The sequence below is a fragment of the Bacillus sp. ISL-47 genome, assembly GCF_018613175.1.
Lineage (GTDB): Bacteria > Bacillota > Bacilli > Bacillales > Cytobacillaceae > Cytobacillus.
The window spans coordinates 176,830-193,795 of record NZ_JAGGQS010000002.1 but is presented as its reverse complement, the minus strand read 5'-3'; the positions used below and the strand labels follow the sequence as shown (position 1 = coordinate 193,795).

The following is a 16,966-nucleotide window of genomic DNA, read 5'->3' as shown; positions in this document are numbered from 1 at the left end:
TTGATGTATAGAAACTTGTTAAAAATAAAAAATAATTAAATTTTGGCATGATACGATTCCTTTATTACGCAACCATATAGTTGCTTATGATTGACAAGCAACCGTAGAGTTGCCTATACTTGAAATATGGATTGGGACAAAGACGCTATATTCAAAGCACTTGGCGACTCGACTCGGCGGCTAATATTAGATGAACTTTCCGACCGAAACGAGCTGACGCTGTATGAACTTACGGCACGCCTCGTTATGAAACACAGCCTTTCCATTTCGCGACAGGCAATCGCTAAACATCTTAATGCTTTGGAAGATGCAGGGCTCGTATTATCAAAACGAAAGGGGAAATATCGCGTACTTATGATTAACAAAGAACCACTTAAAAATTTGCTGAAAGGGTGGGTAGATTAATTTATAACGAATGATGAATGGTTGAGTTATTCTAGATTGTTAGAAAAAGCACCGTACATCGCAAATATCAAAGGAGGCCAAAAGATGTTAAAAATCATTATTACCAGTATATTCGTTCAAGATCAGGACAAAGCATTAGAGTTTTATACAAAAACGCTGGGCTTTGTAAAAAAGAATGACGTTCCCAGCGGAGCATATAGGTGGATCACGCTTGTTTCTCCTGGTGAACAAGACGGTATTGAGCTTTTACTCGAACCTAATGAGCACCCAGCTGCCAAAGAGTATCAACAAAAGCTATTTGCTGATGGCATTCCAGTAACAATGTTTGGAGTTGCGGATATTCGCAAAGAGTACAACCAATTAGTAGAAAAAGGTGTAAGGTTTACTATGGAGCCAACGGAAATGGGGAAAGTCACAATAGCTGTCTTCGACGATACATGCGGAAACCTTATTCAGATGATCGAACAGAAGTAGCGTTATGAAGAAAAAACCTAGTTTTTAAACGCACTGTTGGTAGGTTTAAGACCGGTGAAGTATTATTTTAAAATTAAACAACTTTATGTTAACCCTGCCCTAATTTTTGGTCGGGGTTTTACATATTTCAGGGTATAGATTTGCATATTTCACTTTACTCGACCTCATTATGATTACTTTTTGTTGCAAATACAACAAATTTAGGGTAAATTCAATATATGGCATTTTTATTGCATTTGCAACAAAAACATGTTCGAAGGAGGTAACTATGAAGGAAATTCTTCGTGAAATTGGAATGATAGCAAGGGCATTAGACTCTATCAGTAATCTAGAATTTAAAGAATATGACCTTACGAAAGGGCAGTATTTGTACCTTGTGCGAATATGTGAAAACCCAGGAATCATTCAAGAAAAGTTAGCCGAGATGATAAAAGTAGATCGAACAACAGCTGCTCGTGCTATAAAAAAACTTGAAATGAATGGCTTTATTGAAAAGAAAGAGGATAAACATAACAAAAAAATTAAAAAACTTTTTCCAACAGAGAAAGGGAAAAATCTTTATCCTTTTATTAAAAGAGAAAATGATTATTCCAATATCGTTGCATTAAAGGGATTTTCTGAGAAAGAAGCAGAAACCATTTTCAATCTTCTTCAAAGAGTAAGAAGAAATGTAGAAAAAGACTGGGAATTTGTAAAAAAGGGAAACAAGAGAGATTATTGATTATATAAAGGGAGCGACATATTTAGATGACTATAAATATAAAACAGTGTAATCTTGAGGATTTACGCACACTTCAAAAAATTAGTTATGAAACATTTAATGAGACATTTAAGGATCAGAACTCACCGGAAAATATGAATGCCTATTTGGAAAGAGCATTTAACTTAAAACAATTAGAAAAAGAACTATCCCATATCCATTCGCAATTCTTTTTTGGTTATTTTAATAATGAAGTCGCTGGATATTTAAAGGTCAATATCAATGATGCTCAGTCTGAAGAAATGGATGATGAATCACTTGAAATCGAGAGGATTTATATAAAGAGCAAATTTCAAAAACATGGGATTGGTAAATATCTGCTAAATCAAGCGATGGAAATTGCGATGGAACGTAATAAAAAGAAAATCTGGCTAGGCGTGTGGGAAAAAAATGAAAATGCTATTGCTTTTTATAAGAAAATGGGGTTTGTTCAAACTGGAGACCACTCTTTTTATATGGGTGAAGAAGAACAAATTGATTTTATATTGACCAAAACACTGATTTAACTTTAGTAGAGGCGGGTTATTATGTATATTCCTAAATACTTTAAGGGTTGGATTTAAGTTTAAGGCGGGAGAAAATCCTGCATATAAATTAAGTCAGAACCGAATGAAACGGATTATATTAACATCATTGATAAATTACGAAATGAAGATAATCCAAATTCGAATCGAATGGCAGAGCTGATGGAAAAGTGATTAAAATATCACGTATAAGCCCACTTTAATTCAACACTCAGATGCAAGAATGAAAGAACGGAACGGAGCTGTCATATTGGCAGCTCTCTTCAGAATGTGAAAGGTTGTACCTTAAAGTAATGTGCAAGAGTTGAAGATCCAGTATGGATCGGCAGCTCTTTTTTCTTTTTCGACTAACGGGGCAGGTTAGTTTAATAAAGTCTATAAATACTGGGAAATCTATTCCGAAGAATACAACGGATGGTGATATTTCCATGAAACGATTTTTATTTCTGTTAGGTATTACATTTACGTTTTTACCATTAGCTAATGTTTATGCCCAAAGCGAACTCTCTAAAGAAGAACTTTTAGAAGAAACTTTAATGGTAAGGTACTTACCAAACATCTTAGAAGTTACTGATAAATTGTTTATGTGCGAACGAATCACCAATATTAAACGCCTTGATGGTAATCGTCAACATGAACTTACCATAGAAGTTATGACCTTTGAAAAAGCACATATGCCCCCTTATGATTTGTACCGTATAACCCTCACTGATAAACCTGATGAGATTACGGTTACGAAAATTGAAAGGGCAGAGAATATATCACCTGAACAACTTAAAAAGTCATGTTCCAAATAAAAACTTATATAAATTGTGAAGTAATGTACTTAAGCTAACGGGGGCTTTTGTTGAATAAGACATTAAAAAGTAACGCTCAGAGTTTTTCACACTCTGAGCGTTTTTCTATGCTTATTATAATGTGTGTTACCTTGCTAAATTGGTTGGTATAACTATTGTTATGTTAAGTTCTGTTTGTCATTTTGTCATTCAAACTCGAACCCGTTAAACTTAGCTCTGGGCCTTTAAATTTAATTGAAAATATTAAAAGGCTTTTTTAGTTTTCTTCATACGAACATTAAAAAGTTTAAAAATGACAAAGGCAGAAAGGGCAATTAACATAACCTCAATACCCAGCGCCCAGCCATTTGCAAAGCTTCTTTCTATAAAAATTCCCACTGCTGAACCGACAGGAAATGAAATTACAGCCCCAATAACCGCACCAGCCAATAATCCAATATACATACCAAGTATTAAGCCCATTGTAATAGCTCCTTTCAAGTATGCGATCGCTATTTACATGTTTAGTATAATGGATTTTTCTATATTTGTGATGTTTTTCACAAACAAAACAAATATTTGTCGCAAAAGGATTAGAAAACGTTCATTATTTGTCTATTGATTTTAGTAGCTTAGCATGGGCACTCATCTTTTGAATCATATGAAGATAGTTCAATCTGTGGAGTACTTGCATTTACGATGGATGGAGACTTGGTCGGCAACAATTGCTGGACAGGGGGGTTCTGCTTTAGATGAAGAAACTGAATCAGATTAATTTCTGCAAATCATTAGGATAAGACCTATTACATGAAGAAAAATCTTAGAGGAAAAAGTGCCGTCTGTGTGTTAACACTGAAGTCCGGGTTAGGCACTAATGGGTAGTCTTTAGTTGAAACTTATTCAATAGTAAATCAAGCTCTTGGCTGCATCTGATTGTTTCTTTACTTAATAGTCCATTTGAATTTGCTGATCGAATCATTTCATATCTTTTTCTGACGATTAATAATGTAAGTTTTTCCCTTTCCTCTTGTATCTTTTCCTTTAACATGGTTCACCCTTCTTTAGTGCTTTTCTTTAATAAAATGGCTCTGTTAAATTAGCCTGTTGATTTCCGCTGCAGNNTGATCCGCACTCTCGCAGGACATTGAATAAGCTTCCACGAATAAACACCGCACGAAGGAAATGCGATAGCATTTTCGAGGAGTGTCGTGCCTTCCACTCCAATCAACAGGGTGCTAAAAACAACAATAAGCTTTAACAGAGCTAATAAAACACAAACACTATTATGCATATTTTTTAACACAAAAGAAACCGATTCGACAAAACAAGCTAAAAAAAGTAATTGCTATGTATTGTTCTGGCTTTTTTTATATAATTGCCTGATGTTTCGACAGGCCATTACAGATATCTATGTCTATATAAGAGGTTTTGTGTTTAAAAGATCCTATGATAAATCATCTGAGAAAAGGTTGGTATCGTCATAAAGGCTCTTACTTCCTTTTTAATTGATGATACCAGCACATGATAAAAACAAGAATACCATCTCCCCTTCTTGGCAAGGATGGTAAGAAGTAAACATTACATAATTTCTAATTTTAGATGGGGATTGTAGAATGAAAAAATGGAGAAACAGAAGAAGTCTATTTAAGGAAAAAGAAGGAGAAATCGATTCCCAAAAAAATATAAATAATGATGATTCTCTAGGGAGATTGCTGCAGCAATTAACAGTATCCAATGACTTCACTCAATTTACCTATCACGTGAACGAGACTTCGCTATGTTTAGGGTATTACACGTCTTTAATTGATACGGAAATTTTGCATCGGGATGTATTGCCTTATTTAAAAAATTGGGAGTCATTTGCTTCTTTGTCTTCTGTGCTTCCAATTGAAGAAGTGATTCTTACTGCCGATCCAGTCAGAATTCAGGAAAACCTTTTAAAAGGATATATATTTATTTTTGATATAAATAACTTAAATCAAGTTTGTTTAGTAAAAGCTGGTGTGGAAAGGACACGTCAAGTTTCGCTTCCTGAGGTTGAGTTTAGCGTTGTGGGACCTAAAGAGTCCTTTGTGGAAGCACTTGATACAAATATTAACCTGATTCGAAAGAGATTGCCGATGCCGGAGTTTACAGTAAAAGAATTGATCATTGGCAAGTTGTCTAAGACAAGGGTATCGGTCCTATATATTGATGGGATCGCCAATAAAGAAAATGTCAATACTGTCATTCAACGGCTATCAGATTTGGATATTGATCAAATCATGGATAGTTCATATATTACACAATTAATTCAAGACAATCAGAATTCTCCATTTCCACAGCTGATTGATACAGAGAGACCTGATCGTATTGCCTCAGTGCTTGGAGAAGGCAAAGTTGCTATATTAGTTGATGGTGCACCACACGGGTTGATCGGTCCAACGACCATTTTTGAGTTTTTTTATGCCTTTGAGGACTATTATTTGAATTGGGCTGTGGCCTCCTTTTTTCGTCTGGTCCGTTTTTTTGCTGTAATATTTTCCATCTTGGTTACTCCTATATATGTGGCCGTCCTAACATATCATTACGAATTAATTCCAAAGGACTTAGTTAGTACGCTTGTTACTTCAAGAAGTGCAATCCCATTACCGCCAATTTTGGAGGCCATTATTCTAGAACTGGCCATTGAATTATTACGAGAAGCAGGGGCCAGGCTGCCAACAAAGGTTGGCCAGACAATCGGTATCGTGGGCGGTATTGTTATTGGAACAGCGTCAGTTGAAGCAGGGTTAACAAGTAATGTTTTATTAATTATTGTTGCTTTAGCGGCGTTGGCATCTTTTACAACACCTGTCTATCAAATGGGTAATACAATTCGTTTAATCCGCTTTCCTTTTTTGCTGATGGCGCATTATCTTGGCTTAATAGGGGTAGCCGTAAGTTTTTGTTTCTTACTGATCCATTTATTAAGGCTGTCTTCTTTAGGCAGACCTTTTCTTGAGCCCTTTTATCCCCCGAGAATGCAGGATTTAAAGGATTCTCTTATTCGTTTACCATTTTCTATGCAATCAAAGCGGCCAATTCAGGAACAGACGGAAGATACAATGCGTTTCAATCCCAAAAAGGCTAAAGAAAAACATGATACTAAAAGGAATTAAGAAAGGAAGCTGGGGTCAAATTGGAAGAGAAAGAATTTCAAATATCACCTTTTCTTGTTTTCTTTTTAATTCATTCTGTCCAAGTAGGAGTGGGCGTGTTTGGATTCCAGCGTACGATCATGAAGAATGCGGGAAATGATGCTTGGATAACGGTAATTGCAGCAGGAATCTTAGTAAGTATGACCATCTGGGTAATGTACCTGCTTCTAAATAAGCATCAAAAAGATCTCATTCAAATACATAGGGATTTGTTTGGAAAATGGATTGGGGGGCTCTTAAGTCTTATTTGGATCATATATTGGCTGATGATTGGGATCATCGTACTTCGAAGTTACATTGAAATTGTACAGGTGTGGTTATTTCCGATGATTAATATGATCATGTTTAGCATCATCTTACTCCTTCTCGTCTATTATTGTGTAACAGGGGGATTCCGCATTGTTACAGGAATTAGTTTCCTGGGAGTCCTTATTCCTTTTTATATATTTTTTACCTTTTTATATCCCATTGAATATACTCACTTTCGTAACTTACTCCCGATATGGAACCATTCCATCAAAGATATAACCATTTCTACGAAAGATATGATGCTGAGCTATTTGGGATTCTCTACTTTGCTGATTTATTATCCTTATATCAAGCATCCCAAAAAATCGCAAAAGTGGGCTCACCTTGGGAATCTTCTGACAGGAGTAATCTATTTATTTATTCTCATCATTTCCATCGGTTTCTTTAGCGAGAATCAAATAAGCAGACACACCTGGGCTACATTATCTCTGTGGAAAATTGTCGAACTCCCATTTGTCGAAAGGTTTGAATATATAGGAATAACATCCTGGGTTTTAATCATCCTTCCTAATATTTGTTTATCAGTATGGGCTTCTACTAAAGGTGTACAAACAATCTTTAATATTAAACCTCAAAAAGTAGTGGTGGTCAGTGTTATTATTTTGCTCATTGTACTTGGTTCAACGGTAGTGATTGAAGGAAGAGAAAATATCGAGAAGTTAAATAAATATATGTCTTTATTAGGCTTATGGTTAGTCTTTGTGTATATCCCAATACTAACTCTTTTGTCTTTCCTTTTATCAAAGATAAGGAGGAGAAACATTGAGAAAGCTTAACAGGGTGATACAAATTATTCTGCTGCTGCTAGTTCTGACAGGATGTATGAATATCGATCAGCAAATTTTGGATGATGTTCAATTAATAACAGGGGCTGCCTATGAGTATATAGATGACGATATAATAGAGTTAACAACAGTCTTTCCCAATTATCAGCCTGATGGGTCTGTTAAAAATGAAACATTAACGACTACTGCTATTCTTAATAAAGAAAATCGTGATAAGCAAAGTTTACAATCAGAAAAACCAATGGTTAGCGGCAAATTAGAAGTAGCCTTATATGAAAGGAAAACTGCAGAAAAAGGAATATTAGAGCTATTGGATACCTTATCAAGGGATCCTTCGATTGGTGCGAATGTTTATATGGCAATTTTAGATGGAGACCCAAAAGAAGTGTTAAGTAAGCAGTATGGAAATATAGATAATGGTATTTTCTTATCAAATTTAATTGAACAAAATGTCGAATCAAGGTTGATTCATAAAACGAATTTGCATATATTTAAGTATAAATTATATGCTGAAGGGATTGACCCTATGCTTCCCATTATTGAACAAAAAGAAGGGAAGCTTAACATAGGGGCAATTGGATTGATGGAAGATGACAAATTGGTCGATCAAATCGAGCAGGAAGATTTCTTTTTTCTTACAATTTTATTAGACCATAAAGGTCAGAAGGATACATACGCTTTTAAAACGAAAGAAGAAAGAAAAGCGTCTTTTGTAAATATAAAGTCTGTCAGAAAATACGATATACCAGAACCAATGACAAATTCTGAGATAAAAATAAACATCCATTTAAAGGCCATTATTCGAGAATACAACGATGGGATTTTGAATAAACAAAAAATCAAAAAGTTAGAGAATGAACTGAAAGAGGAGATTGAAAAAAAATCAGAAGAAATGATCCAGCAATTTCAAGAAAAGGGAATTGATCCGCTTGGCATAGGGGAAGAAGTGCGCACCCGAACTCGTAATTGGGATCAGAAAAAATGGAAAGACTTATACCCGAACATCAAAATAACCGTCCAGGCCAAAGTGAAAATAATGGAGTCAGGAGTAATCGAATAAAAGTTCAACATACAAATAGCTATAAATCCTTATACTTAATGATGTGTAAACAAATACCACAAAGTCTTTTTCCACCAGGGAAAAGGCTTTTTATTATTGGACTAATTCTTTTGTCATCCATTTGCATAATTATGGAAAACATTCATATCGGATGGTTATCCAAACGTATGTTAGATATATAGATTGCTAAGAATTAGCCCCGGGAAGGAGAATATTCATGCCCTATTATCGGGATCCTCAGTTAACGACTGAACAAATGCTTGCCATCATAAGAAATGGTCTTGGGATTTCCCAGGTCCAAAAGAAGATCATTGTTGTTGGTGCAGGCATGTCAGGGCTGGTTGCTGCATCGCTCTTAAAGGATGCAGGCCACGATGTGACGGTTATAGAGGCAACACAGAGGGTTGGGGGAAGGATTTTTACGATGAGGGATCCTTTTATGGACGGACTGTATCTTGAAGCAGGAGCCATGCGTATTCCACATACCCATACATTAGTACTGGAATATATAAAAAAATTTCGTTTGAAGGTTAATTCGTTTTTAAATACCACTCCTTCAGACCTGATATTCGCTAACGGCATTAAAACAAACCGAACGGCTTATCAGCGCAATCCAGATATTTTAAATTATCCTGTTGCCCCACATGAAAAAGGGAAAACGGCTGAAGAGCTGCTAACCATGGCGATCAAGCCGATCGCTGATTTTATCAATCAAAATCCCCAGCAAAACTGGAGCATCGTTGTGAAAGAGTTTGACCGTTATCCCATGAGTTTTTTTCTAAGATACAATCCGGTGGGTCCCAGTCTGTCTCCAGGTGCGATTGAAAGCATCCAGGTTCTTCTTGGACTGGAAGGGTTCCCGGAGCTTTCTTTTCCCGCCATTCTGCGGGAGCTATTGCCTTTATTTAACCCCGATATTCAGTTCTACGAAATTGAAGGCGGCAATGACAAGCTGCCCAATGCTTTTCTTCCTCAACTAAAGAATGATTTGTACTTCGGCTATCAAATGACAAAGATTATCCAGAACGATCATCAGGTGACCATTCAATCAAGGCATACGTTAAGCCAGCGGCCTTTAACGATTACAGGCGATCTTGCCATTATTACAATCCCTTTTTCCCTGCTTTCATTTGTTGAAGTTGAGCCCCGCCATTCTTTTTCCCATAATAAAAGGAAAGCGATCCGGGAGCTGCATTATGTGGCATCTACAAAAATTGGCCTTCAATTTAAACAAAGATTTTGGGAGCAAGAAGGGATTCGGGGCGGTAAAATGATGACCGATTTGCCAATCCGATTTGCTGCTTACCCGAGCCATCTTATCGGCTCAACAGGCTCCGGGATTATTTTGGCAAGCTATACATGGGAAGATGATACATTGTCCTGGGATAACCTGAAGGAAGGTGACCGGATTCGGAATGCATTGAATAACATGGCAACTGTCCATGGAAAGCAGGTGTATGACCTTTTCCTAACAGGTGCTTCCCACAGCTGGTCCCAATATCCGTTTTCAGGCGGTGCTTTCTCCATGTTTAAACCTGATCAGGAAACAGAGCTGTCTCCTTTTATTCGTGCTCCTGAGGGGAGAGTTCATTTTGCTGGAGAACATACTTCCACTGCCCCTGGCTGGGTCGAAGGCGCCATCCAATCGGGGATCAGGGTTGCGCATGAAGTAACGAATCTGCCAAGAAATTGTTTTGGATGGTAGATTTCCATATTAAATAATTGGAATATTTCAATAAAAATAGTATAATAGTTCGAAAGTTGAGAAGGAGATGAGCTGAGGATGACGAGAGTGAGCGAAGAAACAAAAGGTTATTTTGGCGAGTTTGGAGGAAGTTTTATCCCCGAAGATTTGCAGGAGGTCATGGACCATCTGGAGGCGCAATTTTTAAAATATAAAGATGACCCAGAATTCAAAAAGGAATTCTCCTATTACTTGAAACAATATATTGGCCGTGATAATCCGTTGACTTTTGCCGAGAATTTATCGAAGCAAATTGGCGGGGCTAAGATTTATTTAAAACGGGAGGATTTAAACCATACGGGTGCCCATAAGATCAATAATGCCATCGGCCAGATTCTGCTGGCGAAGAGGATGGGAGCGAAACGAATTATTGCGGAAACAGGAGCGGGCCAGCATGGTGTTGCTACAGCTACAGCATGTGCCATGTTTGGAATGGAATGTATCATTTATATGGGGAAATTGGATACGGAGCGCCAGGCTCTCAATGTATTTAGAATGGAATTGCTGGGTGCTAAAGTCATTCCAGTTGAAAAAGGGCAGGGCCGCCTGAAGGATGCAGTTGATGAAGCTTTAGGAGACTTGGTCCAAAACTATAAAAATACTTTCTACTTATTGGGCTCTGCGGTCGGACCACATCCGTTCCCAACCATGGTGAAACACTTCCAGTCCGTGATTAGTGAAGAGTCAAAACGCCAAATTCTGGAGCAGGAAGGAAAACTGCCGGCCGCTGTCATAGCCTGCACAGGAGGGGGGAGCAACGCAATTGGTGCCTTTGCACACTATTTGGACGAAAAAGAAGTGCGCTTGATCGGTGTCGAGCCAAAAGAAGCGCCAACTCTATCAGAAGGTGTGCCGGCGGTTATTCATGGGTTCAAATGCTTAACACTGCTTGATGAAGAAGGGCAGCCAAAACCGACTTACTCGATCGCTGCAGGGCTCGATTACCCAGGAATCGGACCTGAGCACAGCCATCTAAAAGTAAGCGGCCGGGCAGAATATGTCACGGCCTCAGGCCAGGAAGCACTTGAAGCCTTTCAGCTGTTATCAAAAACAGAGGGAATTATTCCGGCGCTTGAAAGCTCCCATGCAGTGGCACATGCATTGAAATTGGCAAAAGAATTATCTAAAGATGATGCAATAATCGTCAATCTATCAGGACGCGGCGATAAGGATGTAGAACAAGTCTTTAAGATGCTGAACAATGAATGATTTAAAGAGGGTATCTGATAGTCAGATATCCTCTTTTTATAGCTGGCATATGACGCTTCCAATATCTGTTACAAGACAAATGTAACCGCTTACATTATAATGGAGATAAGAGATAGGAAAGGGGATGCAAACCAATGGAACTTTTATTGACACAATGTGAGCATGACCAGACAGAAGAACCTTGTGAAGAGTGTGCCCCCAAAACAGAAGGGGAAGAGCATTTCGATACCTCTGATTATGACTATCATAAGAGATTGTGGTTTTAAAAAATATGTAAAAACACTTGGGTGCGTTCACTCAAGTGTTTTTTTGTGTTTCATATCTATACTATATTCTTTTCCTTCTCATCCATTGTGTTGCCGCCCATTTATCTCCTATGACAACGGGTGCTCCACCGTGTAGAGTTAAGTCGTTTAATGTTTGGTCAGTATAGAAATATTCAAAGTACACGGCCATACCCTTTTGTGGAGAGACGGAAAAGTTAAGTTTAGGAAAATACGTTTCTCCGCCTTGCTCAACATCATTTAAGTACATGACAAGTGTGCTGATTCTTGGATTGCTTGCTGCTTTGCTCGTTGATGAAAAGAAATCAAAGTGAGCTTTATACTCCTGGCCTATTTTATAGTTTAGAATTTGCAGGCCCTCACCATGTTCAATAGGTATGTTCATGATGTGCGAAATTCTTCTTTCAATTCTGGCAACAATGTCGTTTTCACCTTCATGGAAAAAGGTACTGCTGCTTGTTCTTAGGTCATCTATTTCACGTACATTTCCTACTTTCGAACGCTGCATCCGGTCCATTGATATCCGAATCAGCTCGTCACATTCTTCATCGCTTAAAACATTTCCTAATATCACGACCAGTGGTTCTTCTAATCTGGCAATTATGTTAATGTCCCGATCTTCTGTAATGATTTTATTTCCAGCATGATGGAAAATAGTAGGTTCTTTTGTGGTTAATTCTCTAACATCCATTGTCAAGTTCATCGACCTCTTATATTTAGTTTTCTGAAAATTTAAGATATTTAGCGGCTGGAAGTGGTAATTTATTAGGTTAGCTTCGTTTCCTCCTGTATATCAAAATGGATGTCTATGTTAGATACCTCTAACTGAATATATTTTACACTGAGAGTTGTTGTTTTTCTATCTTTTTATTTTTATAAAATAGATTTTTTTATTCTCATAGATTCCCTTGGAGGCCAGCAGAAAACGCTGGGTATTTTATGGTTTTCTCAGAATATACTTCAATACATAAGAGGCATGTCTAACCATAAGGAGATGTCATGTGTATAGAAGAAGGGCAAATTACTATGTGAATCAAAGTCATATTCGGAAGGCTTCATTTTTTAAAAATGGTTTTTTTATATTTTGCGGAGCCAATCTTGTAGCAGTCTCATTGCAATTGTTCCTGGTGAAAAATTATGTTATAGATGGCGGCATTGTTGGCTTAAGCATAATGCTTTCTCATTTTGTTCATATGGATGTTGGCGCTCTGCTGTTATTATTAAATCTGCCGTTTTTAATAGTAGGATACTTCTGCTTTGGCCCGAGGTTCCTGCTATTAAGCCTGTATGCCAGTTCCATTTTGGCAGGAGGCACTTACATATTGGCACCATTTGAAGAGTTGACGAATAACCCCATTCTGGTCATCCTCTTTGGAGGACTTATCTTAGGAATGGGGGTCGGCCTGATTATCCGGTTTGGCGCATGCTTAGACGGAACGGAGGTTTTGGCGATCTTATTTAGTGAAAGATCTCCTTTAACAATTGGACAATGTATTCTGTTTTTTAATTTTATTATATTTACAAGCTCCATTTTCCTATTTGGGGTTCGGGAAGCTGCCTATTCATTGGCAACGTTTTTTGTCGCGTATAAAACGATTGATACGATCATTATGAAGGAGTAAGAAGGACTTTGATTTCTGAGGTGAAATCTGACCGTTACGTGTGCTCATTTTGCCTGCTAAATGATAAAATAGAGGAAATGAATGGGGAAGGAGCGTTTTTATGAAGCCCAGTTTTACATTGCCTGCAACAGGAAAGCGAACGATCAGCTTGTCAGATTATCACGGCAAGAAAAATGTATGTTTAATTTTTATTCCAAATGTGTTTGGCATGAACTGACATAATCAAGTACAGATGATTCAAACTCGTGTTGGCGAGTATAATCGTCTTAATACCCAAGTGTTGGGTATCTCATGTGATACAAGTTCAACCCAAGAAGCCTATCAGCGAATTTTTAATGCGCTTGATTTTCCGCTATTATCTGATTTCTACCCGCATGGTGAAGTAACGTCATCGTTTGGCCTATTAATGGAGGATGGCCGGCCCAGCCGTGCTGCGGTGATTATCGACCAAGAGGGGAATCTGGCGGATACCGTGGTGTACCCGCTCAGCGAACTGCCTAATCATGATGATATATTGGAACGAATTAAGGAAAAGTTGATTCAATAAGGGCTAATGATGTTAATAAGTTAATGACGAAACACAAAATGAATAAACAAACCCATTCGGTTAACTCTATAAAAAACGCTGTTTTCGCAAAGTTTGTTGCTTTCGAACCGATTTTAATCACTGAGTTGATTGGAGCGGAAGGCGCGAGATCCTCGAAAATGCTATCGCATTTTCTTCGTGCGATGTCCATTCGAGGAAGCTTATTCAATGTCCTACGGGAGTAGCGTTCCAAGGGAGACCCCGCAGACGCAGAGCGTCGAGGAGGCTCCCGGTAGCCCCGTGGAAAGCGAGTGCCTGCAGCGGAAATCAACGGGCAGAGTTCTTAAGCAAACACACCAATCTATACGGAAAACAGCCAAAAAAAGATAATAAAGGAGATTAACCGTGGAGCCGTATGAAATAACCAACATGATTATTGATGACGAGTTTGATGGCTAAGAGTATGTGACTGCTGAATTTAGCCATGAAAATAACGATTATAGCATTACATTTAAAAAAGCAGATCTGGAAATAATCAATGCCTGGATATTTGAGAATGGAACGTCTCTTCCGGCAAATTTGCCGCAGCCGCTTATCGAATCTATAAGAGAAGCAGTAAAAAAGGAAATTTAGCCAGTCAGGGAGTACCATTTGGTGTGATTTTCGATCAACAAGGGAAAAATACATATTAACTATACCTATAGCGATGTAAGAGGTTATTCCTTAATAACCTTTTTATCGCTTTTTTAATTTCCCAATGGAAATTAAAGGGCAGGTCACTCTGCTTGGACGTTAGCAGATCAATAAATGCAGATTTAGTTTTAACACCTCTGTTTTATGCATATTTTATTTCGTTTATCCAAAAATAATACTTGTAATACAATTGTTCTAGCTAGTGCAGGTTAAGGTAATGGTGGAAGCGAGCCAGCGTGCTGGCATATTTCAACAGTTACCCGTTTAATTAAGCCCATGCTGGAAAAAGGCTTTTTCCAATTAGGGACAAATAAGATAAACCGAGATATAAAACACCATTAACCATTTTTAAAAGCTGCCATTATCCTTGGAGAATATTATTGGATGAGCATTTTAGGAGGTCATTGTATGAGTTACAGAGAGTACTGGGACGAGATTTTCAAACAGAGTAATGATATGAATTCATTAATCACATCCTACTGGCATGATTATTCAAACATGGGAACCTGGCAGTTTTGGGTTGTGATTTCTCTACTGGTACTTCCGCTGGTTCTGCTTTATTTTACAGTCGATCGCAGGCGGGTTTTTGAATTATTCTTCTTTGGATATACCGTACATTTGCTATGGGCTTATACTGATCTTGCTCTTCAGCGCTATAGTATTTTCGTCCACACGTACTTTTTATCACCAATCTTCCCGAATGCACTCAACATGACTGCTTCTGCCTTGCCGGTGGGTTATTTATTACTGTACCAATACTGTTTGAATCATAAGAAGAACTTCCTGGTGTACACGTTTTTCTTAAGCGCTGTGTTTGCATTTGGCTTTGCGACCATAGAAGCATTTATCGGAATGGTTGAATTTAATAAAGGGATGAATCAATTATACTTGTTTCTTATTGACATAGTGATTACTTATATTGCTTATTTTTTTACCAAATTCGTTAAAAAAATGAGCAGCAAAGAGCAACTGAATTCATAAAAGCATCTCATTCATCTATTGAAGAGATGCTTTTGCTCATTTGGTATTCCTCAAAAGCTTCATTGGATTTTCCAGTTCATTTAATGGCATGTGTGTAAGCTGGAGTTCCATTCTCCTTGACTTTATGCTTAAGCCCCTTTTTGCTGCAAAATAATTGCTTCCTTCTCCTTTTTGGTCATTGATAAGAATAGAACGCCTGCAATGATAAATAGCCCTCCTATTAACTGATAAGCGCCAAATGTTTCCTTTAGCCAGATAAAAGAAACGACTGCTGCCACAAGGGGCTCAATACTGGATAATAGACTGGTTTCAGTTGGTGATAGGTACTTCAGGCTGCTTATATACAGTAAAAACGATAAAGTACTAACCAAAATAATGCTAATTAGCATCAAAAAGGTGTTTAGGCTCAGTGATTCTGCCAGGTGAGAAAAATGGAATGACGGGCTATTGCGAAAGCAGATGAGGCGGGAATAAAGATATATCCAGTATCACAATTTGGCAGAAATGAAGGCCAAACCATTTTATTAGGGTTCGCACTGCTGTCAGAAGAAGAGATAAATGAAGCTGTCCGATTACTCGCCGAAGTTTGGTATGGGAAAAAATGAGTCTTTAACTTAGTTGGCGTTTACGGCGTGAGAGTTAGGGATTTTGAAACTTACCATATCCCTCAATCATATGGTAATCCAGGACACTTTGTTTTTCATTCCACGTACTTCCTCCATAGAACAGCATTTTTGTATGAAAACAACTATTTCCTGTCAAAATGAAAAATAGCAAGCAGGTCCTAAAGAGAAAGAAAACAGTGATCATTAACATGTGGAAAGATCAGGAAATAAGATTGTGCAAAATTATTGGAGCACTTAGCGCTCCAGATTACAAGGTAAAATAATAGGAGAGAAGGGTATTTATGAATCAGTTTTCAAGTCCGCTCGCTTTAATGGTTTTGGATATGCAAAAAGGATTTGACGATCCCTATTGGGGCAAGCGCAATAATCCATATGCAGAGAATAATACGTTTCGTCTGTTAACCGAGTGGCGTAATCGAAACTGGCCCGTTGTCTATTCAAAGCACTTGTCTCTTGATCCGAAATCGCCGCTATATCATAAGAACGTCCAGGGGATAGAGTTTAAGGATCTTCTGCATCCCAAGCCAGGAGAGATGATTTTTTCAAAAAATGTGAACAGTGCTTTTATCGGAACCGAACTGGAATCCTACCTGCGTCAGCAGCAAATTAAGTCTGTCGTCATCACCGGGCTGTCCACTCAGCATTGTGTTTCAACAACCACCCGGATGAGCGGGAATTTGGGATTTGATACCTATCTGGTTTCGGATGCGATCGCTGCTTTTGAGATCACTGATCACATGGGGACAGTACATCCTCCAGAGGTGATCCACGAGATTGAGCTTGCTGCTCTGCATAAAGAGTTCGCAACGATTGTAACGACAGATGGGGTTGTAAATCAATTAAATGAGTAGCAGGTTCACCTTTAATTATCAACAGGCAAGCATAATAGGTCTTTTCGATTCAAATAGAGGGGATGACCCTTTGTTATCTGTCTTTATTAAATTTCTGAACTAAAAGTCAAATACAATAATTTCTCAATCCAAGAAAGGTCGACTAATTCGCTGATTTT

19 protein-coding genes and 1 pseudogene are annotated in these 16,966 nt (G+C 37.9%); 16 read left to right on the top strand and 4 right to left on the bottom strand.

Annotated elements, in window-relative coordinates:
* Positions 1–126: 126 nt before the first annotated feature.
* The 5 genes from J7I93_RS01585 (at position 127) to J7I93_RS01565 (ending at position 2,960) form a co-directional block, all read left to right on the top strand.
* The gene (locus J7I93_RS01585) at positions 127–405 is read left to right on the top strand and encodes an ArsR/SmtB family transcription factor (protein ID WP_214722677.1); all 279 of its coding nucleotides are present in this window, start codon (positions 127–129) and stop codon (positions 403–405) included.
* Positions 406–489: 84 nt separating this feature from the next.
* Positions 490–879 (top strand): VOC family protein, encoded by a 390-nt coding sequence (locus tag J7I93_RS01580; RefSeq protein ID WP_214722676.1) that lies wholly within the window; start codon positions 490–492, stop codon positions 877–879.
* Positions 880–1,147: 268 nt separating this feature from the next.
* Positions 1,148–1,600, top strand: a complete 453-nt coding sequence (locus tag J7I93_RS01575; protein ID WP_214722675.1) for a MarR family winged helix-turn-helix transcriptional regulator — start codon at positions 1,148–1,150, stop codon at positions 1,598–1,600.
* Between the two features lie 26 nt (positions 1,601–1,626).
* Positions 1,627–2,145, top strand: a complete 519-nt coding sequence (gene paiA / locus J7I93_RS01570; RefSeq protein ID WP_214722674.1) for a spermidine/spermine N(1)-acetyltransferase — start codon at positions 1,627–1,629, stop codon at positions 2,143–2,145.
* A 446-nt stretch (positions 2,146–2,591) separates the two neighbouring features.
* The gene (locus J7I93_RS01565; protein WP_214722673.1) at positions 2,592–2,960 is read left to right on the top strand and encodes a DUF3888 domain-containing protein; all 369 of its coding nucleotides are present in this window, start codon (positions 2,592–2,594) and stop codon (positions 2,958–2,960) included.
* Positions 2,961–3,203: 243 nt separating this feature from the next.
* Here the strand turns inward: J7I93_RS01565 and J7I93_RS01560 are convergent, their stop codons facing one another.
* Both J7I93_RS01560 and J7I93_RS01555 read right to left on the bottom strand, forming a co-directional pair.
* A complete protein-coding gene (locus J7I93_RS01560) occupies positions 3,204–3,422 on the bottom strand; it encodes a hypothetical protein (protein ID WP_214722672.1) in 219 nt (72 codons plus the stop codon).
* Between the two features lie 388 nt (positions 3,423–3,810).
* Positions 3,811–3,987, bottom strand: a complete 177-nt coding sequence (locus J7I93_RS01555; RefSeq protein WP_214722671.1) for an aspartyl-phosphate phosphatase Spo0E family protein — start codon at positions 3,985–3,987, stop codon at positions 3,811–3,813.
* 565 nt (positions 3,988–4,552) lie between these two features.
* Here J7I93_RS01555 and J7I93_RS01550 point away from each other — a divergent pair.
* The 6 genes from J7I93_RS01550 to J7I93_RS25330 all read left to right on the top strand — a co-directional run bounded on the left by J7I93_RS01550 (position 4,553) and on the right by J7I93_RS25330 (position 11,491).
* Positions 4,553–6,079, top strand: a complete 1,527-nt coding sequence (locus J7I93_RS01550) for a spore germination protein (RefSeq protein WP_214722670.1) — start codon at positions 4,553–4,555, stop codon at positions 6,077–6,079.
* 20 nt (positions 6,080–6,099) lie between these two features.
* Positions 6,100–7,203 (top strand): GerAB/ArcD/ProY family transporter, encoded by a 1,104-nt coding sequence (locus tag J7I93_RS01545; protein ID WP_214722669.1) that lies wholly within the window; start codon positions 6,100–6,102, stop codon positions 7,201–7,203.
* Entirely contained in the window at positions 7,190–8,272 is a 1,083-nt protein-coding gene (locus J7I93_RS01540; RefSeq protein ID WP_214722668.1) for a Ger(x)C family spore germination protein, read from the top strand. Before J7I93_RS01545 ends, J7I93_RS01540 begins: the two co-directional genes overlap by 14 nt.
* Before the next feature lie 217 nt (positions 8,273–8,489).
* The gene (locus tag J7I93_RS01535) at positions 8,490–9,977 is read left to right on the top strand and encodes a flavin monoamine oxidase family protein (RefSeq protein WP_214722667.1); all 1,488 of its coding nucleotides are present in this window, start codon (positions 8,490–8,492) and stop codon (positions 9,975–9,977) included.
* A gap of 78 nt (positions 9,978–10,055) precedes the next feature.
* Positions 10,056–11,225, top strand: a complete 1,170-nt coding sequence (gene trpB, locus J7I93_RS01530) for a tryptophan synthase subunit beta (protein ID WP_214722666.1) — start codon at positions 10,056–10,058, stop codon at positions 11,223–11,225.
* Between the two features lie 134 nt (positions 11,226–11,359).
* Positions 11,360–11,491 (top strand): hypothetical protein, encoded by a 132-nt coding sequence (locus J7I93_RS25330; protein WP_285289056.1) that lies wholly within the window; start codon positions 11,360–11,362, stop codon positions 11,489–11,491.
* Positions 11,492–11,552: 61 nt separating this feature from the next.
* Here the strand turns inward: J7I93_RS25330 and J7I93_RS01525 are convergent, their stop codons facing one another.
* The gene (locus J7I93_RS01525) at positions 11,553–12,200 is read right to left on the bottom strand and encodes a 2OG-Fe(II) oxygenase (protein ID WP_214722706.1); all 648 of its coding nucleotides are present in this window, start codon (positions 12,198–12,200) and stop codon (positions 11,553–11,555) included.
* A 310-nt stretch (positions 12,201–12,510) separates the two neighbouring features.
* Here J7I93_RS01525 and J7I93_RS01520 point away from each other — a divergent pair, with 310 nt between their 5' ends.
* The 4 genes from J7I93_RS01520 (at position 12,511) to J7I93_RS01505 (ending at position 15,331) form a co-directional block, all read left to right on the top strand.
* Positions 12,511–13,131 (top strand): YitT family protein, encoded by a 621-nt coding sequence (locus tag J7I93_RS01520; protein WP_214722665.1) that lies wholly within the window; start codon positions 12,511–12,513, stop codon positions 13,129–13,131.
* A gap of 232 nt (positions 13,132–13,363) precedes the next feature.
* A complete protein-coding gene (locus J7I93_RS01515; RefSeq protein ID WP_214722664.1) occupies positions 13,364–13,678 on the top strand; it encodes a redoxin domain-containing protein in 315 nt (104 codons plus the stop codon).
* 444 nt (positions 13,679–14,122) lie between these two features.
* On the top strand, positions 14,123–14,290 hold the full coding sequence (locus tag J7I93_RS01510; protein WP_214987718.1) for a hypothetical protein: 168 nt from the start codon (positions 14,123–14,125) through the stop codon (positions 14,288–14,290).
* Positions 14,291–14,758: 468 nt separating this feature from the next.
* On the top strand, positions 14,759–15,331 hold the full coding sequence (locus J7I93_RS01505; protein ID WP_214722663.1) for a hypothetical protein: 573 nt from the start codon (positions 14,759–14,761) through the stop codon (positions 15,329–15,331).
* A 128-nt stretch (positions 15,332–15,459) separates the two neighbouring features.
* Here J7I93_RS01505 and J7I93_RS01500 read toward each other — a convergent pair.
* Positions 15,460–15,795: pseudogene (locus J7I93_RS01500) on the bottom strand (EamA family transporter); the annotation flags it as partial.
* Positions 15,796–16,238: 443 nt separating this feature from the next.
* On the opposite strand from J7I93_RS01500, the gene J7I93_RS01495 reads away from it, so the two are divergent.
* On the top strand, positions 16,239–16,808 hold the full coding sequence (locus J7I93_RS01495) for a cysteine hydrolase family protein (RefSeq protein WP_214722662.1): 570 nt from the start codon (positions 16,239–16,241) through the stop codon (positions 16,806–16,808).
* Positions 16,809–16,966: the final 158 nt, after the last annotated feature.

Bases quoted from the DNA above. Each gene is read 5' to 3' on its own strand.
- J7I93_RS25330 (WP_285289056.1), top strand. From the start codon at position 11,360: ATGGAACTTTTATTGACACAATGTGAGCATGACCAGACAGAAGAACCT.
- J7I93_RS01575 (WP_214722675.1), top strand. From the start codon at position 1,148: ATGAAGGAAATTCTTCGTGAAATTGGAATGATAGCAAGGGCATTAGAC.
- J7I93_RS01580 (WP_214722676.1), top strand. From the start codon at position 490: ATGTTAAAAATCATTATTACCAGTATATTCGTTCAAGATCAGGACAAA.
- J7I93_RS01495 (WP_214722662.1), top strand. From the start codon at position 16,239: ATGAATCAGTTTTCAAGTCCGCTCGCTTTAATGGTTTTGGATATGCAA.
- paiA (WP_214722674.1), top strand. From the start codon at position 1,627: ATGACTATAAATATAAAACAGTGTAATCTTGAGGATTTACGCACACTT.
- J7I93_RS01555 (WP_214722671.1), bottom strand. From the start codon at position 3,987: ATGTTAAAGGAAAAGATACAAGAGGAAAGGGAAAAACTTACATTATTA.
- J7I93_RS01550 (WP_214722670.1), top strand. From the start codon at position 4,553: ATGAAAAAATGGAGAAACAGAAGAAGTCTATTTAAGGAAAAAGAAGGA.
- trpB (WP_214722666.1), top strand. From the start codon at position 10,056: ATGACGAGAGTGAGCGAAGAAACAAAAGGTTATTTTGGCGAGTTTGGA.
- J7I93_RS01560 (WP_214722672.1), bottom strand. From the start codon at position 3,422: ATGGGCTTAATACTTGGTATGTATATTGGATTATTGGCTGGTGCGGTT.
- J7I93_RS01505 (WP_214722663.1), top strand. From the start codon at position 14,759: ATGAGTTACAGAGAGTACTGGGACGAGATTTTCAAACAGAGTAATGAT.
- J7I93_RS01565 (WP_214722673.1), top strand. From the start codon at position 2,592: ATGAAACGATTTTTATTTCTGTTAGGTATTACATTTACGTTTTTACCA.
- J7I93_RS01525 (WP_214722706.1), bottom strand. From the start codon at position 12,200: ATGGATGTTAGAGAATTAACCACAAAAGAACCTACTATTTTCCATCAT.
- J7I93_RS01535 (WP_214722667.1), top strand. From the start codon at position 8,490: ATGCCCTATTATCGGGATCCTCAGTTAACGACTGAACAAATGCTTGCC.
- J7I93_RS01515 (WP_214722664.1), top strand. From the start codon at position 13,364: ATGATTCAAACTCGTGTTGGCGAGTATAATCGTCTTAATACCCAAGTG.
- J7I93_RS01585 (WP_214722677.1), top strand. From the start codon at position 127: ATGGATTGGGACAAAGACGCTATATTCAAAGCACTTGGCGACTCGACT.